18 protein-coding genes are annotated in these 22,879 nt (G+C 46.1%); 12 read left to right on the top strand and 6 right to left on the bottom strand.

Annotation, left to right across the window (positions count from 1 at the left end; genetic code table 11):
- Window positions 1-224: 224 nt before the first annotated feature.
- Complete coding sequence (locus tag BN1938_RS23815) at window positions 225-812, top strand: ATP-binding protein (RefSeq protein ID WP_050639085.1); 588 nt, start codon at window positions 225-227, stop codon at window positions 810-812.
- 61 nt (window positions 813-873) lie between these two features.
- On the opposite strand, the gene BN1938_RS02480 is transcribed toward BN1938_RS23815, so the two are convergent.
- Both BN1938_RS02480 and BN1938_RS02475 read right to left on the bottom strand, forming a co-directional pair.
- Window positions 874-2,397: a response regulator transcription factor gene (locus tag BN1938_RS02480; protein WP_050639084.1), complete on the bottom strand. Its 1,524-nt coding sequence runs from the start codon at window positions 2,395-2,397 to the stop codon at window positions 874-876.
- On the bottom strand, window positions 2,387-4,150 hold the full coding sequence (locus tag BN1938_RS02475; RefSeq protein ID WP_050639083.1) for a cache domain-containing sensor histidine kinase: 1,764 nt from the start codon (window positions 4,148-4,150) through the stop codon (window positions 2,387-2,389). The genes BN1938_RS02480 and BN1938_RS02475 overlap by 11 nt, the downstream gene beginning before the upstream one ends.
- Before the next feature lie 307 nt (window positions 4,151-4,457).
- On the opposite strand from BN1938_RS02475, the gene BN1938_RS02470 reads away from it, so the two are divergent.
- The 5 genes from BN1938_RS02470 to BN1938_RS02450 all read left to right on the top strand — a co-directional run bounded on the left by BN1938_RS02470 (window position 4,458) and on the right by BN1938_RS02450 (window position 10,478).
- Complete coding sequence (locus tag BN1938_RS02470; RefSeq protein WP_050639082.1) at window positions 4,458-5,804, top strand: ABC transporter substrate-binding protein; 1,347 nt, start codon at window positions 4,458-4,460, stop codon at window positions 5,802-5,804.
- A gap of 126 nt (window positions 5,805-5,930) precedes the next feature.
- Window positions 5,931-6,821 (top strand): carbohydrate ABC transporter permease, encoded by an 891-nt coding sequence (locus BN1938_RS23605; RefSeq protein ID WP_050639232.1) that lies wholly within the window; start codon window positions 5,931-5,933, stop codon window positions 6,819-6,821.
- 15 nt (window positions 6,822-6,836) lie between these two features.
- A complete protein-coding gene (locus BN1938_RS23600) occupies window positions 6,837-7,655 on the top strand; it encodes a carbohydrate ABC transporter permease (protein ID WP_025653733.1) in 819 nt (272 codons plus the stop codon).
- A gap of 39 nt (window positions 7,656-7,694) precedes the next feature.
- Window positions 7,695-9,764, top strand: coding sequence for an alpha-amylase family protein (locus BN1938_RS02455; protein WP_050639081.1), 2,070 nt, complete (start codon window positions 7,695-7,697; stop codon window positions 9,762-9,764).
- Between the two features lie 75 nt (window positions 9,765-9,839).
- Entirely contained in the window at window positions 9,840-10,478 is a 639-nt protein-coding gene (locus BN1938_RS02450; RefSeq protein WP_050639080.1) for an SGNH/GDSL hydrolase family protein, read from the top strand.
- Window positions 10,479-10,752: 274 nt separating this feature from the next.
- Here the strand turns inward: BN1938_RS02450 and BN1938_RS02445 are convergent, their stop codons facing one another.
- The gene (locus tag BN1938_RS02445) at window positions 10,753-11,721 is read right to left on the bottom strand and encodes a LysM peptidoglycan-binding domain-containing protein (RefSeq protein WP_050639079.1); all 969 of its coding nucleotides are present in this window, start codon (window positions 11,719-11,721) and stop codon (window positions 10,753-10,755) included.
- A 153-nt stretch (window positions 11,722-11,874) separates the two neighbouring features.
- Window positions 11,875-12,294, bottom strand: a complete 420-nt coding sequence (locus BN1938_RS02440; RefSeq protein WP_050639078.1) for a helix-turn-helix domain-containing protein — start codon at window positions 12,292-12,294, stop codon at window positions 11,875-11,877.
- Window positions 12,295-12,586: 292 nt separating this feature from the next.
- Here BN1938_RS02440 and BN1938_RS02435 point away from each other — a divergent pair, with 292 nt between their 5' ends.
- The 5 genes from BN1938_RS02435 to BN1938_RS02415 all read left to right on the top strand — a co-directional run bounded on the left by BN1938_RS02435 (window position 12,587) and on the right by BN1938_RS02415 (window position 20,869).
- Window positions 12,587-13,453 carry a sigma-70 family RNA polymerase sigma factor gene (locus BN1938_RS02435; RefSeq protein WP_050639077.1) on the top strand — a complete coding sequence of 289 codons (867 nt, stop codon included), beginning with the start codon at window positions 12,587-12,589 and terminating at the stop codon, window positions 13,451-13,453.
- Between the two features lie 228 nt (window positions 13,454-13,681).
- Complete coding sequence (locus BN1938_RS02430; protein WP_025653712.1) at window positions 13,682-14,377, top strand: response regulator transcription factor; 696 nt, start codon at window positions 13,682-13,684, stop codon at window positions 14,375-14,377.
- Between the two features lie 11 nt (window positions 14,378-14,388).
- Window positions 14,389-16,977 carry a sensor histidine kinase gene (locus tag BN1938_RS02425; RefSeq protein WP_050639076.1) on the top strand — a complete coding sequence of 863 codons (2,589 nt, stop codon included), beginning with the start codon at window positions 14,389-14,391 and terminating at the stop codon, window positions 16,975-16,977.
- Between the two features lie 217 nt (window positions 16,978-17,194).
- Complete coding sequence (locus tag BN1938_RS02420) at window positions 17,195-18,346, top strand: class I SAM-dependent methyltransferase (protein ID WP_050639075.1); 1,152 nt, start codon at window positions 17,195-17,197, stop codon at window positions 18,344-18,346.
- Between the two features lie 87 nt (window positions 18,347-18,433).
- Entirely contained in the window at window positions 18,434-20,869 is a 2,436-nt protein-coding gene (locus BN1938_RS02415) for a C39 family peptidase (protein ID WP_050639074.1), read from the top strand.
- A 97-nt stretch (window positions 20,870-20,966) separates the two neighbouring features.
- On the opposite strand, the gene BN1938_RS02410 is transcribed toward BN1938_RS02415, so the two are convergent.
- The gene (locus BN1938_RS02410; RefSeq protein WP_050639073.1) at window positions 20,967-21,464 is read right to left on the bottom strand and encodes a QueT transporter family protein; all 498 of its coding nucleotides are present in this window, start codon (window positions 21,462-21,464) and stop codon (window positions 20,967-20,969) included.
- A 446-nt stretch (window positions 21,465-21,910) separates the two neighbouring features.
- On the bottom strand, window positions 21,911-22,537 hold the full coding sequence (locus BN1938_RS02405; protein WP_050639072.1) for a helix-turn-helix domain-containing protein: 627 nt from the start codon (window positions 22,535-22,537) through the stop codon (window positions 21,911-21,913).
- Window positions 22,538-22,675: 138 nt separating this feature from the next.
- Between BN1938_RS02405 and BN1938_RS02400 the strand changes: the two genes are divergently transcribed.
- Window positions 22,676-22,879, top strand: a complete 204-nt coding sequence (locus BN1938_RS02400; protein ID WP_050639071.1) for a hypothetical protein — start codon at window positions 22,676-22,678, stop codon at window positions 22,877-22,879.

Below are 22,879 nucleotides of genomic sequence, written 5' to 3'. Positions count from 1 at the left end.
TTATTTGATACTCTTTCTTCGTTCTCCAATCAAGATGAAGGCGGCATTCTCATTTTTGGTGTCGATGAATCAGATAACTATGCAATCAAAGGTTCTTATGTTCGTGTTGGTGAGTCTGACGAGCTGATGAGTGAATACGAGATATACAGTTATGAAGCTTTTCGTAAGAGAACTCGTGATGATATTCTTTGGAACTTATGGGAATTACCAATGGAGGTGTTCCTATGCTTGTTGGACTTATGACATTTTCAAAATATCCGCAGGGTTATTTTCCACAGCTATGTATTACCGCGGTATCTCTGCAGGGAACGGAGCGAGGAACGATTGGCGATGATGGAGAGCGCTTTATAGATAATAAGCGTATTACAGGTGCTATTCCAGATATGCTCGAAGAAGCAGTTGAATTTGTACGCAAAAACAGCCGTACCAAAACAATTATTGATGACAACGGCCGCAGAGCCGACAAACCGGAATATCCGATCAAGGCAGTTCGTGAAGCAATCCTCAACGCTTTGGTACATCGTGATTACAGTATTCATATAAGAAACGCTGCACTTGCTAATATGCTTGAGCTTCTGAACGTGACTGAGAATAGATATTCGGGCATCCCTACTATGCGTAGTGAATTTGCCAACGCCGGACTTTCTGCGCCGATTTTCTCGGCTGTTCACGGTGAATTTAAAGTGGTTATGAAGAACGGCTTATTTGCAGAAACAATGCCTGTTTCCGATTCGCTTGTGGAAAGCGGCAAGCTGAAAATGACAATACCGGAAAAACCGAAAAGTCCAAAGCAACAATTTGTAAAAGCGTAATTGTGATCCCATATATATCTTTTTCTCAAGCCACAGTTCGTCGGGCTTTTACTGTAGCGCTCTAATGCGAAAGGTGCATATATTCCTTCGGTGAATGCCCGCAGAATGCTTTAAACCGCTTACTAAAGTAGAAGACATCCGTATACCCGACCATTTCTGCAACCTCTGCGACTTTATACTGTCTGGTTTTCAGCAGGTTCTTTGCCTCTGTCATGCGCAGGGTCGTGAGAAACTGCAGGATCGAGGTATGATTTACCTTTTTAAACACGCTGCCCATATAAGAAACCGTCAGGTTAAACTGTTCTGCCAGATTTGCAACGCTTAATGACGGTTCCTGGTAGTGTTCCATCAGATAACCGATGATGCCCTGGCTGAGTCGGATGTCCGACGGAACCGCGTCGGCGCTTCGCATATAATTCAGTCCATAGCCGCTTAAGGTAGCCTGGATTTCTTCTAATTGGTATTCTTCTGCTATGACAGATTGTGCATAATCCCGCGGAAGAGGGCGGCAGTTTTTCCGGGAAGAGGACAAAATGGAGAAAACGCTGTATATTTCCATTACTGCCATATGGAGGTAATCTGCGGATTTTGCCATTCCAATCGAGCCAAACAAGGTTACCATATAATCATGGAACCCCGCCGTATCCCCGGCATTGAGTAAACGTGTCAGGGACTGCCGGATGGAATCGATGTCCACAATGCGGTCTGACGGGGAATCCGTCTCCTCAAAAACCTGGCTCACAGCGGAAGAAGAGAGCTCGCCTGCAGCAGAGAAAAAACGTTCGTCCAGCCGGTTTAATGCCTGTTTTCTGTAAGGCATCCAGTCTGTGTCTGCCGCAAAAAGTTCTCCAAAATAGTAAAAGTGAGATTCTGTAAATGCACGGAAAAACCGTTTACAATGATACCGGCAGAGCGGTTCCGGCACATCATCCTCCAGAAAAAGCTGGATATAAAAAATGTGGTCGCTCTCGATAAAATATTCGCACTCTATTTCCTCGGCGCGCAGGGCTGAAATCAGTTCTCCCGCGGCCGGGGCGCTGTCAGCGTCCACATAAAAAGCGTAGAATGCAGAGTAACGGATCCCGGCAAATTCACGGTACAGGGACTGCATGGAATGGAACGTATCTTTTCCACGCAGGACCGCGTTGAGCCGTATGTTTTTTTCATAGTGGGAAAGGCTGTCCAGGCGGTTTTGCTCCTGCCTGCGTTCCTCTATTCTGCGGATGCAGTTTTCAAGGGTAGTATTTAAAGTATCCGCTTCTACCGGTTTTAAAAGATAATCAAATACCTGATAGCGAAGCGTCGTCTGGGCATATTCAAAATCACTGAACCCGGAGAGGATGATGACCTTAGTTTCCGGGCGATTTTCGTGTATAAACCGTGCTACATCCAGGCCGGAGACCTTTGGCATACGGATGTCCAGAAGGACGATGTCGGCGTGATGCCCGGACAGATAATCCAATACCCCCTGGCCATTTTCGAAATCACCTGCCAGTTCCAGCCGGAGCCCACTGTAATCAATAATCTTAAGTAGTTTTTTGCGAATATAAAACTCATCGTCTGCAACAATAATCTTATAGCTCATGTTCTGCTCCTTCCTCTCCCGGTATTATGATAATCGTTCTAAGACCGCCCTGTTCCCGGTTCTGCATGGTAAGTCCATAGTGATCACCATAATACATCTGAATCCGTTTTTGTATGCTTTGGATACCAAAATGCCCTTTCCCGGAAATATTTTGAAGATTCAAAGCTTCTTCCGGTATACCGGGACCATTATCTTCAATCACGAATTTAATGTCGGAATGACACATTAGCACCCGCACCGTGATATGACCGAAGCCGTCCAGCTCTTTTACACCGTGATAAATGCTGTTTTCGATGATTGGCTGCAAAAGCAGCTTCAGGCAGCGGTGCGCCCGGATCTCCCCGGGGCAGTCCACAGAAAAAGAGAATTTGTCCACATAGCGGATCTGCATGATATTGACATATGCCTGCGTAAGCTCCAGCTCCTCTGCAATGGAGACGATCAGATTACCGCCGCTTAAGCTGTGCCGGTAGAATTCGGACAGATTTGAGACAAGCCGGATAAGAAGCGCCGTTTCATCCAGTTCCGCCAGTGATCCGATATTGTCCAGTGTGTTATACAGAAAATGGGGATTCACCTGCTGCTGCAGAAGATCCAGTGATAATTTGTCTTTGGTCTTCTGGGCGACAATCAGATCCTGGGTGAGCTTTTCCTGGGACAAAAGCATACTGTCAAACTCCTGAAATAAAAGATGAAAATCCACGTCTTTGGGAGCATTGTTCAGCGGACTCCAGTTTCCCTGCTTTACCTTTTGGATATGTGCAATCAGGAGATACAGCGGTTTTGTAATCGTTTCGCTGACTTTTCTGGATATCACCATGGAGAATGCCAGGAACAGCAGATAAATCAGTACTGTTATCATAAGAATGCGGTACAGCGGCTGGAAAAAGGCGGAGAGTTTCACTTCATTTACGATAAACCAGTCCAAATCATGGATGTATGATACAAAACAGATAGACCCATTTCCTGTATAAAACTGCTTGGGAATACTGCCGCCCTGATTGGCGATGGGGGCAAAGAGTTTATTTAACGGATAGGTGCCGTCTGTGCTTACAATGTTCCCCGGCCGGTCTGTGATCAGTAGTTTACTGGTCTCTGAGGTATTGGCGGCATATAGCGCCGCGATATCCTGTTCGGCAATGGAGATCTCAATATAACCCAGCTTTTTCCCGGTTGCAATCTCATAGAAAGGGCGCAGCAGTGACAAGGTCTGTATCTCGGTCTTCATGTTGAAATTGGAAAACTTTTGTGTAATGGCATAGACACTCTGGCTCTCTGCGCCGAGGGTCTCAAGAGGCGCGGGGTATAAAGCGGTTGCGGTTGAAGCAATACAGGTATAATCATCCGCATAAATGGTTGCGGAGTGAATATAGGGAATTGTTTGAAGAAACTTCCTCATCTCGGAGCGCAGAAGAGTCCGGTCCGCCTCCGTGTATAGTTCAAAGGGGTCAGACCCCTTTGCGGCCTCCGCGTAGTTCCTTCCGGAATCTTCATACTTGATGACATTTTTCTGGATCATGGTATCGCTGATCATCATTCTGGAATAATTGTCCAGAGAGTCCAGATAAAAATTCAGCTGCTTGTTCACTGCGTTCAGCTGGAGGGCGGAGGATTCCGCCTGTACGGAGAAAAAATGACCGTAAAAAATAAAGGACATGATGAGCAGAAGCAGGACGGTCACGGAGGTGGTCAGGCTGCTCATGGAGAGAAAAAATTTGGTTTTGAGGGGGGCTTCCCGTTTTTGTATCTGCATATATACCCCTGCTTTCTGTAGTGGTAAAATTACTATAATATGTATCTTTTTCGTATGTCAAGAATATCGGACAAGGTTTATTTTTTCACAGGGGAAAAGTACATGCGGCCTAGATTTTGTCCATTTTAATATGCCTGGTTTGCGGTTAGAATAGCAGCATAAAGGTAACAGTTACAGCCCAGTCTGAATTGTTACGCATAAAGTAACAGCTCAGGCTTGCCTGCACTGTTACAGCATAAAGCGGCCGGGGTTCATCCCGGCAGGTTAAGAGTTATAACAAAACATAAGTTAGAAAAGGAGAATTATGATGGCAAGAAGGAGACATGTAAAAAAGAAAGTCATATCCATGCTGCTGGCGGCAGCGCTTGGGGCAACAATGTTAGCAGGCTGCGGAAGCAGTAATAAGGATGCTGCGGATAAGGGGAAAGAAGCGGAGGATAAGGTGACAATCCGTATCTTAACAAGAATTGCGGGAACCTCCAAACAGACGCAGATCTACAATGAGATACTGGACGAGTTCAAGGAAGCCCATCCGGAGGTTGAGATTGTGGATAACTCTCAAAGTGAGGAAAGTGCATTCAATAACCTGATTGCTTCGGATATTGCCTCCGGCGATATGGCAAATATCTTCCGGATTCAGGGTGTTGCAAATCTGGCGGATTATATTGACAACGGCCTGATTAAGGACGTATCAAATTATCTGGAAAAAGACCAGGAATGGGGCGGCGGTTTCACAGAGGGCGCGCTCAATTACTTTAAAGTTCCGGGCCACGATGGGGTATATGCAATTCCAATGGAATCCGGTACGATTAGTTTTTACTATAATAAGGAGCTGCTGAGCAAGGCCGGGATCGATCACTTTCCGGAAACCTGGAACGAGCTGCTGGACGCGGTCGCAAAACTCAAAGAGACGGGTGTGATCCCAATTGCAATGGGCGCACAGTCCACTTATATGGCCGGACATCTGCATGATTCTATTTTTTACAAATGGCTTGGGACGGATGCTGCAAAAGAGCTTGGAAGCAGAGAAATGAACTGGACGGATCAGGGTGTGGTAGAGACGCTGCAGTTTGTGAAAGATCTGATCGATGCAGGTGCGTTCGACCCCAATGCGGCTGGTCTTACCGATGAGATGGCGCTCACCCAGTTCCGGGAGGGACAGGCAGCCATGGTTCTGACCGGGCTTTGGAACAGTGACAGCTTTTTGGATGAGACACTGACCCCGGTTTCTGATCAGATTGAGACTGCAAATTTCCCGTATTTTGAGGAAAAGCCAGAGTTTAAAAATGAAAATATGCAGACAATTGGTTCCTATATGATCAGCGGTCAGCTGGAAGGAAAAGAGCTGGATCTGACAATGGAGCTGATCCGGATGCTGACTGATAAAGATGCGGCCAAGAGATTTGCCGAGGAGGCAGGTGTTCTGATCCCGAGAAATGACATTGATCTGGATGAGACAAAGGTTCCAAGGCTTCTGGCGGACAATATCAAACTCTGTGAGAATAATACCGGTATCGGAGTAGATGTATTTGATTTCGACCCGATTCCTTCTATGATGGACCGGACAAGGAATTCGATTGTGAGTATGTTTATCAATGCATCGGCGGAAGATGCGGCAAAAGAAATTCAGGCGGAAGTGGATGCGGCACAGTAAATGAAAGCCATCTGTCCGGGAGATGCGGCTTGGACCCGCGTTCCCGGCGGATGGCTCGTTTTATACCTCTGGGCATACCATAAGGCAGGGCGCACGAGCGCCCACTGGATCAGGAAGGAGAGGGCAATGCTCAAAATTAAAAATAAGAAGGATATACTGACGGTTTTAGTTTTTCTGCTTCCGGCAGTGATGATATATACCGTGTTCCAGATTATTCCGCTGGTGCAGGCGGGGTATTTTTCGGTAACGAACTGGAACGGAATTGCCGGCTCTGCAATAGAGTTTGCCGGTTTGGATAACTTTAAAACGATATTTAAAAGCCCGGATTTTTTGCTTGCACTGAAGAACATGTTTAAGATGGTTATTTTCAGTGTCTTGTTTCACACTCCGGCGGCGCTGCTTCTGGCAGTGGCTCTGAACACGAGGTGCAGAGGGTTCCGCATATTTAAAGCCATGTATTTTGTACCTACGGTATTTCCCTTATCGGCCGTCGGCCTGATGTGGTATTTCATATTCATGCCTACGGGTGCAATCAACGCGTTTTTAGATGTGATCGGCCTCTCGGATATGATGACTCCATGGCTGGTTAATGAAAGTACGGCTATGAATTCGATCATCTTTGTGAATATCTGGGCTGGTATTGGCTATTATATGGTGATTCTGCTGGCCGGGCTGACATCGATCCCGGAGGATGTATATGAAGCGGCTGCAATTGACGGCGCCGGTCCTGTTAAAAAGTTTTTTTGCATCACAGTACCAATGCTGAAGGATGTGATTTTTGTCTGCATCTTAATTGATATTATGGGTTCGGTAAAGGTTTTTGATCTGGTGTATGCGATGACAGGCGGAGGGCCGAACGGGCTGACGAATCTGCCCACAACGCTTTTGTACAATGAGGCTTTCAAATATAAACACTATGGACAGGGCAGCGCCATCGGGATTGTGATCCTTTTGATCTGTCTTGCAGGAACCCTGGCAACGAATCTGATTCAGGCAAAGATGAAGAAAAACGATTAGGAGAAAGGGAGAACGATGAAGAAAAAACGGGTTGGAGTATATATTTTTCTGTCGGTTATGGCGGTGATGTTTGCGGCGCCAATGCTTTTTACGCTGATGTCTTCACTCAAGACAAAGGTGGAGATCTTCGCCGCTCCATTCGCGCTTCCCAAAACGCCAATGTGGTCAAATTATATAGATGCGTGGCAGGGGGCCCGGATGAGCCGGTATTTTTTGAACAGTATCATACAGTCGGGAATCACGGTGATTGTTCTGGGGATTCTCTCTTCTATGGCTGCATTTGTATTATCCAGGTTCCGGCTTCGCATCAGCAAAGGGGTCATGCTTTTTTTCCTGATCGGGATGATGGTTCCGATGCATACGGTGCTGGTACCCATATCCTATATGATAGGGAAGCTGAATCTATCCGACAATATACCGGCGCTGATCCTGGTATATGTTGCCTTTGGGCTGCCATTCAGTATTTTAGTCCTGACCAATTTTATGCGGGGGGTGAACCGTTCCCTGGAAGAGGCGGCGCTGGTGGATGGGGCAAATTATGTTCAGATCTACTGGAAGGTGATGCTGCCGATGACAAAGCCGGCGATTGCTACGGTATCTATCTTTAATTTTCTGAACGCGTGGAATAATGTGATCTTTCCGCTGATTTTTATTAAGGATAATGATCTGAAGCCGGTGGCTCTTGGAATTCTTAATTTTAATGGGGAGAGAGGCACCGAGTATGGACTGATGATGGCGGCAATCGTCATTACGGTAGCGCTGCCGATGTTCATTTATATGCTGTTCCAGGAAAAGGTAGAGGGCGGGCTTGCCGCAGGGGCGGTGAAAGAGTAGTTGAAGGCTGAAAATATACAGAGCAGAAGGAGACGTAAAATGGAAAATTTAAGATACAGACAGGTACATATGGATTTTCATACAAGCCAGTACATAACAGAGATTGGAAAAGATTTTGATGCGGAGAGGTTTGCAGAACGGCTGGAAAGAGCACACGTGGATTCTGTGACGTGTTTTGCCAGGTGCCATCATGGGTGGCTGTATTATCCGTCCGTGAATCATCCGGAGCTGATACATCCGAATCTGGAAAACAGGAATCTTTTGCTGGAACAGATCGAAGCATGTCACAAACGTGGGATCCGCGTGCCGGTCTATACAACCGTGAGATGGGACGAGCTGGTGATCCGGGAGCATCCGGAGTGGCTGTGCCGGGATGAGCATGGCAACCCGGTGGATAAAGGAAATGTGCCGGAACCGCATTTTTACTATGACATATGTTTGAACAGCGGCTACCGGGAGTTTTTTAAAGAGCATCTGAGGGACATCATTGAGGTGGTTGGAAGAGAGAATCTGGATGGTATCTTTATGGATATCATGTCCCAGACAGAATGCTGCTGTAAGGACTGCAGGCGGTTAATGCTGGAGGAGGGGCTGAATCCGGGGCTTCGGGCAGACCGGGTTTATTTTGCAGAGCTTACTCTGAATCGTTTCCGGAGCGAGATATCGGCTTTGATTCGGGAAAGTGCACCGGATGCCACGATCTTCTATAATGATCCGGGCGTGGATCTGGTCATGAAACGCTCCGTTGATACCTACAGCCACCTGGAACTGGAATCACTGCCGGGCGGGGACTGGGGGTATGATCATTTCCCAATTATGGCAAGGTATGCGGGGCATTTTGGAAAAGAAATGATTGGGATGACAGGGAAGTTCCACACTTCGTGGGGGGATTTCCATTCGCTGAAAAATAAAGCGGCGCTGGAATTCGAATGTTTCCATATGCTTGCCATGGGTGCGGGCTGTTCCGTGGGAGACCAGCTTCATCCGTGGGGGCGATTGTCGGAAGCGACCTATGATTTGATCGGCAGCGTCTATGAAAGTGTGGAACAGAAGGAGCAGTACTGCCGCGGTGCATGCCCGGAGGCGGAGATTGCGGTGCTTACACCGCATGTGTTTTTAAATCCGATTCTGGACGGGAGGGAGCTGCCCAAATCACTGATCGGCGCAGTGCATATGCTGCAGGAGCTGGCGTATCAATTCACGCTGATTGATCCTGAGGAATGCTTTGAAGCGTATCCGCTGCTGCTTTTGCCGGATGATATTCCCTATTCGGAGGAACTGGAGAGGAAGCTGATCGCGTATGTGGAGAAGGGGGGAGCTGTTTTTGGTTCTTTTAATGCGTGTATCAAGGGAGGCGAAAGTGAGCTGTATGGGATCCGTGATAGGAACAAATCAGAGTACAGCCGGGAATTTGTACTGCCGAACGAGACGATTGGGAAGGAGCTTCCGAAAGAGCCCTTTGTCATGTATGAGAGAGGAATGGATGCGGAGGCTGCTTCTGCGAATGTGATCATGGAGAAGATGCGTCCGTGGTTTGAGCGGGGCAGCAGGGGCACATGGTCGGGGAGGCCGGGAAATGTGTCCGGTGATGGTCTGGATGTACACGAAGGACTTCGTTATTGCAGCCACCAGCACGCGCCTACCCCGGATTATGAGAGAAAAGGAGAACTGTTCCAGAAAGGAAATGTGATTTATTGTGCACACCCTGTGTTTGGGATTTATAGGAAAAATGCGCCGAAATGGTGTAAAGTTATGGTGGGTGATGCGATCCAGAGACTATGTGGAAATAAAATGGTTTCCCATAACGGCCCGTCCAGCTTGCTGTGTATATTGAATCAAAAGACACCGGATCAGGCAGAAAAGAATTGTAAAATACTGCATCTGCTTCACTATATTCCGGAAAAAAGATCGGAGGAAATCTATACGATTGAAGATGTGATTCCTTTATACCATATGGAGTTCAGGGTACATTTGGGTGGGCGCCATGTGAAGGAAATGCGGCTTGTTCCGGAGAATAAATCGATTGTTTATGAGGAAACGGGTGGATATGTTGAATTCGAAATCGAAAAAATAGAAGGGCATCAGATGGTTGAGATCAGATTAGAGTAACAAACGGCACCGATGATAAAGGATTGAACCAATTGGATTTCTGAAAGATAGATAAGCGTGCAGGAGGTACAAAATATGCTGATGACAGAAAAATGGAAGAATAAAAGGGTATGCTGCATGGGAGACAGCCTGACGCAGGCAGGCGTATGGACGGAACGGTTAAGCCATAATCTGGGCTGCAGGGTGTACAGACATTGTAAAGGCGGCCTTAAAATGCGGGAGATTGTGGACGGCGGAGTCGGTGCAGAGGGCGTACTCCCCCCGTTGTCCGCCTCAGCTCTGGCGGGAATGGATCTGGCTATTTTTTTTGCGGGATATAATGACAGGGGAGATACGGACACAGCATCTGCCTTGCAATATTGCATTGATACCATTTACGACCGCCTGGAGGAGGCCGGCAATCTGGCCTGCCGGATTCTGATTGTCACACCGCACTGCGTAGGCAAATATTCATATATTGATGCGGACGGGTATGAGGAGTATCCGCCCGGGTCAGGAAGATCCCTGAAAAAAATGGCCGAGATTATGGAAGCAGTAGCCGCAGATAACAGCATACCGGTGTGTAACCTGTGGAAAACAGCGGGGATTAACAGGAGAACATGGTGCGTTTATGGAGCGGTTCCGGGAGAAGATATGGTTCATTGCTCTGATAAAGGTTATGAACTGATCGGGGATGTAATCAGCGGGGCGGTCGTTAGAAGTTTTGGAGGATGATATGTCTTTTCGGCAGAAAAACCGCGCATAAAAAACACAATACACAGCGAAAACCCCTGCAGTATCGGCTACAGGGGTTTCGTTGTTTTTATAGTTATCTAAAGGAATGAGAGTAAAGTGGGCATTCTGTGCATTTCAGAATGCCTTTACTTTATGAGGGGGGAGATAGTTGTTTATCAACTATCTGAGTATCATTATAAGAGATAAATGTGCATAAAGTATGTCATTTCTATAAAAGAAGTGGAAAAATTATTACCAAATTCTAAAAACATTCTTATGAGATTCTAATCGTATTCCCGGCGTAGATCAGATTTGGGTTGCTGATGCCGTTGAGCCTCTGCAGTTCGCTGACCGTAGTGCCGAATTTCTGTGCGATTCCGCTCAGTGTATCCCCGGGCTGTATGGTGTAGTAGCGTGCGGTGGAGCTGCCGTCCTCCGGAATACGGATCGTCTGGCCGGCATAAATCAGGTTTGGATTGGTAATGCCGTTCAGTGCGGCGAGCGTCTGATAGGTAGTGCCGTAGCGTGCTGCTATGCCGCTTAATGTGTCGCCGGGCTGTACCACATACGTAATGTAGTCCTGAACGGGCGGCGGTGCAGGATTGCTTCCTCCGTCAAGATGATTCAGGCCGGCTTTGCGGATGACGGCGGGATAATCGATAAAGCCCGTATCCAGGTCTACATTGCCGCTGATCCCGGGAACACTGCCCTGATCCGTAAACTGCCATATTCCGCAGTTGGTGCCGTCGAACTGGCTGTTATAATAGGCATACCACAGTGCGTAGCGGTCAGACAAATCGGCCGGAAAATAGGTGTTCAAAAAATTACGGTTGCTGTAAAACATTGCATAATATCCACGTTCCTCTATTCTATCACAAAAGCTTCGTACAAACTGTGTTGCAAGGGCTGGCGTAAGTGTCACCCCGTTCTGGGCTGCGTAGTTGACCGTTGCCTGTTCTATATCGTAGCATATCGGATAGTCCAGACGATAGGAAGAGATTGCATTTATACAGCCGTCAGCCTCCTGGCGGGCCGTTTCAGGGCTGATGGCATAGCAGAACCAATATACGCCGATGGGGAGTCCAATTCGGTTACATTCTGCGGCGTTTCTCTGAAACTGCTGATCTAAAGTGCCGAAACCGTATCCGGCACGGAGCATGGCAAACTGATATCCGGCAGCTTTTACCTGCTCCCAGTCTACAGTACCTTGAAATTCACTGACATCTAGTCCTCGTGTGCTCATAAAAAAACTCCTTTGCCATATAAAAAGTGGCTATACTTATCATTTTATTATATGTCTCAGGAGCAAAATTGGTTACTATTGATGCATCAGAGACCGTGAAGCGGGGCGGTATATTGCGGCAATGAATTTTCAGATACGCTCTGGCACAGCGGCCTATTTTCTCTCTTTTTTATATTCCGGTATCTTCGTCAGCAGTTCGACCAGACGGATGGCTTCAGCCTGACCGCTCCCATTGAGTGACTCCATATATTGGAGCACCGTCTCCTGGCTTCGGGTGATTTGAGTTTCTAAAGAAACTGTTTTCTTTTCCCGTTCTGCCATCCTATCCTGCAGAACCTGGCTTCTGGCTTTTTGTACGTGTTCCTTTTGTTCCGGCGCAGTATAGCCCAGTAGGTCATAAAGTTCCACGTTCAGTATCCGGGCGATCTTCATAAGCTGTTCATTGCGCGGCTCCCGTTTGTTCGACTCGTACTGACGTATTGTGATCTCGGCTGCCCCGCATTTTTCCGCAAGCTCTTTCTGGGTCATTCCGGCGCTCTTTCTTGCATTTTTAATATGATCTCCAACTGACATTTTATCCCACCTTTTTCTATTCTCACACTTTTCTATTTCTCACACTTTCTATCTCAAAACTATAACATATTAAGTAGTGTTTGAATAGATTCAAAGTGAATAATAAAAACATGTTGACGATTCAAAATGAATATGATATGATTTTTGTAGATTCGAAGTGAATCTATAAAATGTGGAGACGCGGATAGGATATTATTTGTGAGGGTATCCCGGACTTTCAAATTTTATGATTGTCCGGGGTATTTGTAAAAATGCGGTGTAAGAGCAAAAATAACAGGAGGCGGATGGGATTATGTTAAATGAGCAGTTAGCAGCACGAATTCAAGCAGGAATAGACGAGGCGGATAATATGCTCCGGCTCTGGCAGCAGAACGAACCCTTTATCCGAATGATGGGCCGGCGCTTTGCGGGGCCGGGCAAGGCGGAATTAGAGGATTTGATGCAGGAGGGCTATCTTGCGCTGTGTGAAGCGGTCAGGCACTATGACATGGAACAGGAGGTGCCATTTATCAGTTACGCCGCCTTTTGGATTAAACAGGGAATGAAGCGCTACATAGAAAATTGCTGTGGAACCGTCCGGATTCCCACGCACGCAAGGGACTGGGTCCGCAGATACAGGAAGATGACAGCAGAGTACTGTAAATATTATGGCTCAGAGCCGGGGGATGATACTTTATGCGCGCTGCTTCAGATCAGCCGGGAAAAGCTGCAGGCGGTCAGAAAAAGTGCGGATATGGAGAAGATATGCAGTCTGAGTGAACCTCTGGGGCAGGTGGACGGCGGCCTGGATATGGAGGAGACCATCGCTTCGGGAGAGGATCTGGAGGAGGACGCTGTACGGCGGCTGGATTATCAGAATATGAAAAGTATGCTCTGGGAGGCCGTGGACGGTCTGGAGGAGAAGCAGGCGGAAGTGATTCGCTGCAGATTTCAGGATCAGAAAACGCTCAGGGAAACCGGAGAGGCAATCGGTATTACAAAGGATGCCGCTGCCCATCAGCAGAATAACGCCCTGCGTCTGCTCGGACAGCCCAGCAGATGCAGGAGGTACCGGGGATACTATGAAGAGTACCTGGCTGCATCCTGTTATCACCATGTGGGGCTTGAGGCTTTTAACAGAACCTGGACGAGCGAGGTGGAGAGGGAGGCTTTGAGATAAGGGATGGCGCGGCTGGAAGCGGAAGAAGATGAATCGCCCCATCGGCTCCCTGGGTAAGCATTTTACATCCAGAGGGCATTCCGTAATTCATGCCCTTGCGGGCGGATCAGCAGAAAACTGCGGAATAATGTATAAGGTTCTAATCAATTTAAGAAAAATATAAGATTTTCCCCAATGGGTCTTAAAAAATCACAGATATCATGTATACTGTAAGGGAGGTGATGAAAAATGTATAATATTTTAGTTTGTGATGATGATAAGGAAATCGTAGAAGCAATCGAGATATATTTATCCCAGGAAGGCTATCATGTACTGAAAGCCTATGACGGGGCAGAGGCATTGAAGATGCTTGAATCGCAGGAAGTGCATCTGCTTGTACTGGACGTCATGATGCCCAGGCTGGACGGAATCAGAGCCACCCTTAAAATTCGAGAGAACAACAGCATCCCGATTATTATCCTGTCCGCAAAATCTGAGGACGCGGATAAGATTCTGGGACTGAACGTCGGCGCTGACGATTATGTAACAAAACCATTTAATCCATTGGAACTGGTAGCGAGGGTCAAATCTCAACTGCGCAGATATACCCAGCTCGGAGGCAGTGTTAAGGAAAAGTCCGAGCGGGTGTATGAGGTTGGCGGCCTTGCTATTAATGATGATCTGAAAGAAGTTACCGTGGACGGAGAGGTTGTGAAGCTGACACCGATCGAGTATAACATTTTATTATTATTAATGAAAAATCAGGGGAGAGTTTTTTCTATAGACCAGATTTATGAATCGATCTGGAATGAAGATGCAATCGGAGCTGACAATACGGTTGCCGTGCATATCCGGCATATTCGGGAAAAGATTGAGATCAACCCGAAGGAGCCCAGATACCTGAAGGTCGTCTGGGGAGTCGGCTATAAGATAGAAAAACTCTAGGAAGGAGCGCTATGAAAAACTGGTATAAAAAGCCGGTGACGAAAGGGATTCTGCTGCTGCTTGCCCACCTTACGGTAGTTACAGCTGTTCTTGGCATGGTAATCATGCTGGCTTTTTCCGGAAGCAGAGGGAGCGATAGTTTCCTGAAGTCTGCGAGCAAGCCATATGAAGAATCCGCGAGTTTTAAGAATTTAGTATCCAGTGCCACATGGGATGTCATGGAAGGCATTGCTATGAAAAATAATTTTGAGACAGACGGCAAATATAATCCCGAAAAGTTGGTTGATATTATAAACTTTGCGAAGAACGGAGTGATTGACGGGGAGAATGAAAGCGGTCTGGCATACACTCTGGAGGACCTCGTGAACTGGAGCAGCGAGTACACGGAGGAAGGGGCCAGCTACGATGACAATGGTGTGGTTGTCTGCGAGAAGCCGGACGGAACTTATCATTATTATTATATAGGGGAGTTTAAGGCTCTGATTGAGGATAATAAACTGAGGCTGGAAGTCGAAGGAATCACATCTGAAGATTTTATGAAACAGCTGGAAAACGGATATTATACATCGGGTTATTATAATAGTATGGCAATTAAGAATACCGATGGTATCACAGTGTATACGGACTGCTGGACATTCAGCGAGGCACTGAGGGAGAAGTATACGCCGGCAGGGGCTGCGAATATTTTAGAGGTAGTAAATAAGTCGCCGGAGCTCAATGGGAAACTTTCCCGGGTATACGGCTATCTGCAGAACATTCTGAGTACGCTGTCATCCCAGGTTGACAGATACCTTTATTCAGGTGATACATGGGAAGAAGGGAACACGAATTTCATTTACATGTTTGTAGATGAAAGTGCGAAAAAAGTATATACAAATAACAGCCATCTCCGGGATTACGATTCTGTAAAAGAGAATCTGGAACAGATGAAGGCCGGCGGCAGCAATAAGTATTTGATTGTGAGGCCGAAACTGGCAGAGTTTGAAACAAATATGGATATTTCCGCCAACGAATGGCGTTCTATGGTGAAGTCCTACAATTACAGACAGAAGGCAGACTGCATTTTTGCGGCGGCTGTGGATACAAACTTTCCGATACAGGACGCATTTTATGCGGATGCACAGGATTATAATACCTATGCGCCTTATATGAGTTTGGCGGCGGTAGGAAGCACAATCTGCTTCATCTTATTCCTTGCAATCCTGATATGGATGACACTGATTGCGGGAAGGAGCGGACATGACGGAGAAGTCCACCTGAATCTGTTTGACAGGTGGAAGACGGAACTGGGTGCGGCGTTTGTTATCCTGTTATGGCTGATACCTGTCACCTTTTTAGGAAGCATGTGGGGCGGTGTCGGATCACTTTCTAATACATCGGTTTATCCGGATGGCAGCTATTCGTGGGAATTATTTACGGAGATGGCATACAGAGGGTATGGCAGCTATTTAAGTTTATCTGATCTAATATTAACGGGTATACTTACGGCATTCACTACGGCGTGTTTCCTGTTTGGTTACCTGAGCCTTGTGCGCAGAATTAAGGCAGGGACGGTCTGGAAGAACAGCCTGCTGAGGAGCGTTTGTCTGTTTTTAAAAGAGTTCTGGCTGAACCGTAATGTCACATTCAGGGCAGTATTCTCATTGGGGGTCTTTGTGGTAATACACTGGCTGGCAATTGGGGTAAGAGGTTTTTCCGGCTTCTTTATTCTTATGCTGCTGGCAGAGGCGGCCGCCGTATTTTTGGTAGTAAGAGGGGCTGTTTCCAAGAGCAGGATAAAAAGAGGAATCCGGGAGATTGCATCAGGCAACGTGGATTATCAGATCCCGCTGGACCGCCTTAACGGCGGGGACTTGAAGATGGCCGAGATGGTGAATAATATCGGCAACGGCTTGCAGCGGGCCGTGGAAGAGGGCATGAAGAGTGAGCGTCTGAAGACGGATCTGATCACAAATGTGTCCCATGATATTAAGACCCCGCTGACATCCATCATCAACTATGTGGATCTGTTAAAACGGGAGAATTTTAATGACCCGAAGATAAAGGGCTATCTGGATATACTGGAGGCAAAGGCGCAGCGTCTGAAAACACTAACGGAAGACGTTGTGGAAGCATCCAAAGTGAGCAGCGGGAATATTGTTCTGGAATTCATGGACGTCAATCTGGTGGAGATGATCAATCAGACTGCCGGGGAGTTTGCAGAAAAATTCGCGGCAAAGGACCTGGAAATGATTCAAAACCTGCCGGACGGGCCGGCAATGATTCACGTGGATGGAAGGCGGATGTGGCGTGTACTGGAGAATATCTATAACAATGCCGCCAAGTATGCAATGCCCGGAACGCGTGTATATGCGGATCTGTGGGTGACGGAGGAGAATGTAGGCTTCTCTCTGAAGAATATTTCCGAACAGCCTCTGAATATCTCTGCGGATGAACTAACCGAACGTTTTATCAGAGGTGATATCTCAAGAAGCACGGAAGGCAGCGGACTGGGCCTGTCAATTGCAAAGAGCCTGACAACAATGCAGGAAGGAGATTTCAGACTTTATCTGGACGGCGATTTGTTTAAAGTAACGATAGAGTTTCCTCGGGTGAAGTAAAGCGGGGAAGTGTTCAAAGGGGTCAGACCCTACTGCAAAGGGGTCTGACCCCTTTGCGTTCCTTTTTCAGAATATTCTCATTTTTTCTAATATGTTTTGGCTTTTTGAGGATACTGATATTATAAAGTGTACCCAATCAGGAAGTGTTTCTTGCACCATCCGGTGTTTTGCTTTACAATTAGGTAGGAACGAATGATGGTTGATTTAAGAGGTGCTTATGGAATCTATACAGGATTTACTGGTTGATATTTTAAATATAGATTTTATTCAGGGGATTCTTAGTAATCCCCGTACGAAGGATGGGGTGCTGAAGATTAAGGTGCGGCCGGTGGAAAAGAAGGGAAGCCTTTATTTTCAATTTGAATCTTTCACGGCGACGCAGGCATTTCATGAAAATCTGACGGCGGAGGATGCGGGCAGGCGGATTGTGGAGTATATGGGAGCGTTCCGGCAGCTGCAGATGACGACGAGGTCAATGAATTATACGGTTCTTGTGAGCAAGAAGGGGAAACTTACGATTCAGAGGAAGAGGCAGGCTGTGGAGGTGAAGGCACCGGAATTATCACATAACAGAAGTAAGAAGTATATTGTTCAGGAGGGGACGGCGGTTCCGTTTCTTCAGGATCTGGGGGTGATGACCGGTGATGGGAGTGTTGTCAGAGCCCGGTTTGATAAGTTTCGGCAGATTAACCGTTTTCTGGAGTTTATTGAGGATATTCTGCCTCAGCTTGACCGGGGGCGTGAGCTTACTATTCTGGATTTTGGCTGCGGAAAGTCTTATCTGACGTTTGCGATGTATCATTACCTGCACGAAATGCAGCAGTATGATATACGCATCATCGGCCTTGACCTGAAGCGGGATGTGATTGAGAACTGCAATCGGCTGGCGGAAAAGTACGGTTATGATAAACTGCAATTTCTGGAGGGGGATATTGCGGATTATGAAGGCGTACAGTCTGTGGATATGGTGGTAACGCTCCATGCCTGTGATACGGCGACGGATTATGCGCTGGCCAAAGCCATTGGCTGGAACGCAAAGGTGATTCTTTCAGTCCCCTGTTGTCAGCATGAATTGAATGGGCAGATGGAAAACAGGGAGCTGGCTCCGGTCATGGATTATGGACTTTTAAAGGAACGGTTTGCCGCTCTGGTGACAGACGGGCTGCGGGCAAAGTATCTGGAGGCTTTCGGATATGCCACACAGGTCTTGGAATTTATCGATATGGAGCACACGCCGAAGAATATACTGCTGCGTGCGGTTAAAACCGGTAAAAACAGTACTGCTGCAGAAGAAAAAATCAAGGAATGTGAGACATTGCTTCATGTGAATCCGATACTGGGAAGGCTGCTGCATCCGGATGTGGAATGAGAATGGGAGTTGGGATAATCTTGTTGCTGTGCACGCCCGCAGAGTGTGAACAGTAACATAATCTTTTTTAATAAAGGGGACTGACAAATGAAAAAAAAGAGGTGGATAAAAGCAGGCATTCTGGCGGGCGTGTTTCTTATCGCAATTGTCATAAGCAGTCTGCTGACAAACAGAGGGACGGCCGATTTGACGGTTGACTTGGGTGAGCCTTCTTTGCCGCGGATATCTTTTACGGTACAGGGCAAAAATGTAAATGCGCTGGCCGGTTATGTCAATGAAATGGATATTACCGCTATGCGGGATACGATAACTCCGCTGGAAGAAAACGGAACGCTTCAGATGGCAGTAGATACGGATGGCAATGTAATACAGGAAATTCATTATGAGGTATACTCACTGGACGGGGAAGAGATTTATAAAAAGGGTGAGATTAAGGATCTGTCAGACACTGCAATACAGCTGGATCTGAATGGTGCTCTGGCGGAAGAGATATCGGAAGCTGTTCTAAAGGTCACACTAAAGGTGGAAAAGCAAAACATTTATTTCTATACAAGAATTGAGCGTCCGGATGATCTTGCTGTCGGAGAATGCCTGAATTTTGCAGAAGATTTTCATACCAAGACATTTGACAAAAAAAATGCGTCCGATCTCAGCACATATCTTGAGCCCAACGAAGAAGGAGATAATACGACCTTTCAGACGGTAACAATTCACTCCAGCAGTTCGCAGCTGACATGGGGAAACCTGGCCCCCGAGATTTCCAGTGACGTAGAATGGAGCATCAAGGAGAGCAACAGTGTATATACCTCTCTTCTGGCGAAGTATCAGGTAACATGTGTGGGGGATGGGGAAGAGGTCGAAACATACAATATCAAGGAATTCTTTCGGGTGAGATACAGTGGAGATGAATTATATTTGCTGGATTACAACCGAAGTATGAACCAGGTATTTAATGGCAATAAAAAAGTTTTAAACGAAAATGGTATCCTGCTTGGTATAGCCTCATCTAATGTGCCGTACGAGACGAACAAAAATGGCACAATCGTTTCTTTTGTACAGGAAAGGGACCTTTGGACATACAACCAGGATGCGGATGAGCTCTCATTGGTGTTCAGCTTTGCAAATAAAGAAGGACATGACGTTCGCAGCAGGTATGATCAGCATGAAGTACGGATCATCAGTGTGGACGACAACGGCAGTACGGCATTTGCAGTTTATGGATATATGAACAGGGGAGAGCACGAGGGGGAAGTCGGTGTTGACGTGTATTATTTTGACATCGACAAAAATGCGGTGGAGGAAAAGGCATTTATTCCAAGCAACAAATCTTTTGCCATCGCAGAAGACGAGCTGGGGAAGATGGTGTACTACAGTCATGAGCGGCAGATGCTCTATGTACTTGCTGGCGGAAAGCTGTACCAGGTAGATCTGGATAATAATAAGCAGGAAGTCCTTGCAGAGGATCTGGCGGAGGGGCAGTACACTGCATCCGATGACGGACACATGCTGGCTTATCAGACGAATGGGTCATTGGAAGAAGCTACGGAGATCAGAGTGCTCAATCTGAAAAACGGAAAGGAAAATATTGTGGAGGCAAAAGACGGAGAAACGATCCGTCCGCTCGGATTTGTGTCCAGCGACTTTATATATGGATATCAGAGGCCGGCAGATAAAGGCAGAACGGTTGCCGGGGAGGATTTGCTTCCTATGTATGCGCTGGAGATCCGGGACAGTAAAAATAAAGTTGTAAAAACCTATTCTGTGGAAGAAACGTATATTTCCGATATCTTTGTTGAAGAAAACCTGGTGACGCTGAATCGGGTCACAAAATCAGGAGACACATATACGGGAACGAAACAGGACTATATCAGCAATAATGAAGTAAGAAAAGAGAGCAATATCACACTTGAATCTTATACCACAGATTTAAAAGAAAAGCAGATGAGGCTCACATATGCGGATGGAATTGAAGACCAGTCACCGAAGATTCTGAGGCCGAAGCAGGTCATGTTGGATGAAGCAGTGAGAATTGCCTTTGACGGGAAAGTAAAAGCAGATAAATATTATGTATATGGCATGGGAGAGCTGATTGAAATTTACGACAAGGCGGCGTATGCAATTCAAAAGGCGGAACAGGTATCGGGCGTAGTGATATCTTCGGATCAGTCATATATCTGGGAAAAGGGCAACCGGGATCTGGTATACTACACAGAAGCACAGGCATTTAAGCGGGCCGATGATCAATCCTCTTTTGATGCTTGCGAGGAACAGATGAAGCAGTATCATGCAAAAAGGGTGAATCTGACGGGGTGTTCTTTGGATCAGGTGCTCTACGTTATTAATAAAGGCCTTCCTGTAATTGCAATGACAGATTCCAGCCACGCCATTCTTCTGACTGGATACAGTACGACGGATGTCACGTATATTGATCCGGACAGCGGGGAGGAGAATACCGTCAGCGTAAATGATATGGAGGCAATGACGGCGGGAAGCGGCAATACATTTATAGGATATGTGAAGTAAACAAAAATGTAATATTAGAAGTAGAAAAAGGACCATTTTCCGGAAAATATATCTCCGAAGATGGTCCTTTGCAGATTTAAAAATAACACGCTTTATATTACGCTGTTCTGAAAATTGTGTGCCGATACTTGTTCAGTGCGGTATATACGATCATTCCAAGGACTCCGCAGGATATGACTTCCCCGATGCCTACGGTCAGCATCATAAAAGGAATCGGGAGCGGTACCTGGTATCCGTAGCGAAGGACAAACGGTACGATCAGTACATTAGCAAGAATGGGAGGCAGGGGGGCAAGAAATCTGCTTTTGCGGCGCAGCTGCCATGTAAAGACGGCGCCAATCAAAGTGGCAAGACTGCCAAAAATAATGTCCGGCAGAATACAGCCTCCAAAGATGTTGCTGATCAGGCATCCGATAAACAACCCGGGGATGGCAGCAGGGGTAAACACCGGAAGAATTGTCAGGGCTTCGGAAATACGAACCTGCACCTCTCCATAACTGAACGGCGCAAACACAATGGTCAGCACCACATAGATCGCAGCGATCATCGCTGCCTGTGCTGTGAACAGCACTTTTTTGCTCTGTGAATCTTTCATTATTAAATTCTCCTTTAGTTTTGTTTTACGAGTGGAAGGTCTCGAACACTCGGTTTGAATCAGCCCATAAGACCTTATTTTTCAGGGCTTTGGAACGATTAGTAGTATAACATGGGAGGAGGGGAAAATCAAGCTGTACCCACAATTTACCCACAATGGAGAATGCAGCAGGAAATTATAAAATTAGTGCCGGGTAGTCGCTTATGTGGCTCCCGGCATGTATTATGATAAAGTTTACTTGATTTTGGTATGTTTATAGAGTATTATGGAGCCCCATTTTGCGGGCTTTTTTTCATGTTTTCTGTTTATCTGGTGTTACCTCTGATTATAAAATGTGGTGTAAAAGTGGTGCATGGACTTATTGGGAAAAGGGTTAACTCTATTTTAAATGCAGCGGCATGAAACCGCTGCAAATCCAGTTTTACGAGTGGGAGGGAATTTAAGTTCTATTTTGAGGGAGATTTTTGAGATTGGTAGTAGTTATAATTCCCATTTTTGGTGATTGTTCTACAAAGATGGTCTGCATAATCATCAAGAAAATATAAAGTATGAAAAAACAAATTTGTATCAATTAAAACTTCTTTATCTCCAGCCCCCTCTTTTGCATAGATCTTCATTTCTATAATATTTTCTTCTCTATTATTAAATAATTTTTTCCCTAAAAAGTTAGGATTTAAAGTATGATGATGAGCAAATAATGTAATAGGATCAATGCTAAACTCATTTCCCTCTTCCGATATTAAAATCACTTTAGTGATACAACAACCATGCATAGTCCAGTATGAGTGTTCTATTATGGAATCCTCCTGCACCTTATCTAAATAAAGTTTGTGCCCTTCATCTCTAGTTTTATAACTTCGTCTACCTAATAAGTATGACGGATAGACACCTAAAATATCCCCAAAAGTATCAGCAGCTTCATTGGACATGTTCCGCTTCCCTTGAACTATATTATTTATATGCTGTGGTGTATATCCTGTTAATTCAGCAAAATCTTTCTGAGACAAATTTGCTTCCTTTAAACATTCTATTAATCTTTTGCCTTGCTCTGGGTTTAATTCTTTTTTTCTCATAGCTTATTTCCTCCTTTATTTTAGCACTAATTAACATCAAAAATATATAACTGATGTTTGATTTTTAATATATCATAATGTTAACATTGGTTCAAGGAAAATAACAAATCATATCAAACAACGAAGGGAGAAATTAAAATGAGAAACAGGACAGTTACAGCAGAAGCAGGGAAAGCCAGAATGATGGACACTGAGGAATTGAGGGCATACACCAATCTCGGAAGGAACAGCGCCATGAAACTTGGTGAGGAGATCGGTGCAAAAGTCCAGATTGGACGTAGGGTTCTATGGGACAGGCGAAAGGTAGACGAGTATTTCAATTCACTAACGGGGGTAAAATAG

Source organism: Eubacterium sp. SB2 (assembly GCF_001244405.1).
Taxonomy (GTDB): Bacteria; Bacillota; Clostridia; order Lachnospirales; family Lachnospiraceae; genus Faecalicatena; species Faecalicatena contortus_B.
The sequence above is the reverse complement of the archived record's forward strand: the minus strand, read 5'-3'. Positions and strand labels throughout refer to the sequence as shown.

Bases quoted from the DNA above. Each gene is read 5' to 3' on its own strand.
- BN1938_RS02425 (WP_050639076.1), top strand. From the start codon at position 14,389: ATGAAAAACTGGTATAAAAAGCCGGTGACGAAAGGGATTCTGCTGCTG.
- BN1938_RS02430 (WP_025653712.1), top strand. From the start codon at position 13,682: ATGTATAATATTTTAGTTTGTGATGATGATAAGGAAATCGTAGAAGCA.
- BN1938_RS02455 (WP_050639081.1), top strand. From the start codon at position 7,695: ATGGAAAATTTAAGATACAGACAGGTACATATGGATTTTCATACAAGC.
- BN1938_RS02405 (WP_050639072.1), bottom strand. From the start codon at position 22,537: ATGAGAAAAAAAGAATTAAACCCAGAGCAAGGCAAAAGATTAATAGAA.
- BN1938_RS23815 (WP_050639085.1), top strand. From the start codon at position 225: ATGCTTGTTGGACTTATGACATTTTCAAAATATCCGCAGGGTTATTTT.
- BN1938_RS02410 (WP_050639073.1), bottom strand. From the start codon at position 21,464: ATGAAAGATTCACAGAGCAAAAAAGTGCTGTTCACAGCACAGGCAGCG.
- BN1938_RS02420 (WP_050639075.1), top strand. From the start codon at position 17,195: ATGGAATCTATACAGGATTTACTGGTTGATATTTTAAATATAGATTTT.
- BN1938_RS02435 (WP_050639077.1), top strand. From the start codon at position 12,587: ATGTTAAATGAGCAGTTAGCAGCACGAATTCAAGCAGGAATAGACGAG.
- BN1938_RS02415 (WP_050639074.1), top strand. From the start codon at position 18,434: ATGAAAAAAAAGAGGTGGATAAAAGCAGGCATTCTGGCGGGCGTGTTT.
- BN1938_RS02470 (WP_050639082.1), top strand. From the start codon at position 4,458: ATGGCAAGAAGGAGACATGTAAAAAAGAAAGTCATATCCATGCTGCTG.
- BN1938_RS02480 (WP_050639084.1), bottom strand. From the start codon at position 2,397: ATGAGCTATAAGATTATTGTTGCAGACGATGAGTTTTATATTCGCAAA.
- BN1938_RS23605 (WP_050639232.1), top strand. From the start codon at position 5,931: ATGCTCAAAATTAAAAATAAGAAGGATATACTGACGGTTTTAGTTTTT.
- BN1938_RS02445 (WP_050639079.1), bottom strand. From the start codon at position 11,721: ATGAGCACACGAGGACTAGATGTCAGTGAATTTCAAGGTACTGTAGAC.
- BN1938_RS23600 (WP_025653733.1), top strand. From the start codon at position 6,837: ATGAAGAAAAAACGGGTTGGAGTATATATTTTTCTGTCGGTTATGGCG.
- BN1938_RS02450 (WP_050639080.1), top strand. From the start codon at position 9,840: ATGCTGATGACAGAAAAATGGAAGAATAAAAGGGTATGCTGCATGGGA.
- BN1938_RS02440 (WP_050639078.1), bottom strand. From the start codon at position 12,294: ATGTCAGTTGGAGATCATATTAAAAATGCAAGAAAGAGCGCCGGAATG.
- BN1938_RS02400 (WP_050639071.1), top strand. From the start codon at position 22,676: ATGAGAAACAGGACAGTTACAGCAGAAGCAGGGAAAGCCAGAATGATG.
- BN1938_RS02475 (WP_050639083.1), bottom strand. From the start codon at position 4,150: ATGCAGATACAAAAACGGGAAGCCCCCCTCAAAACCAAATTTTTTCTC.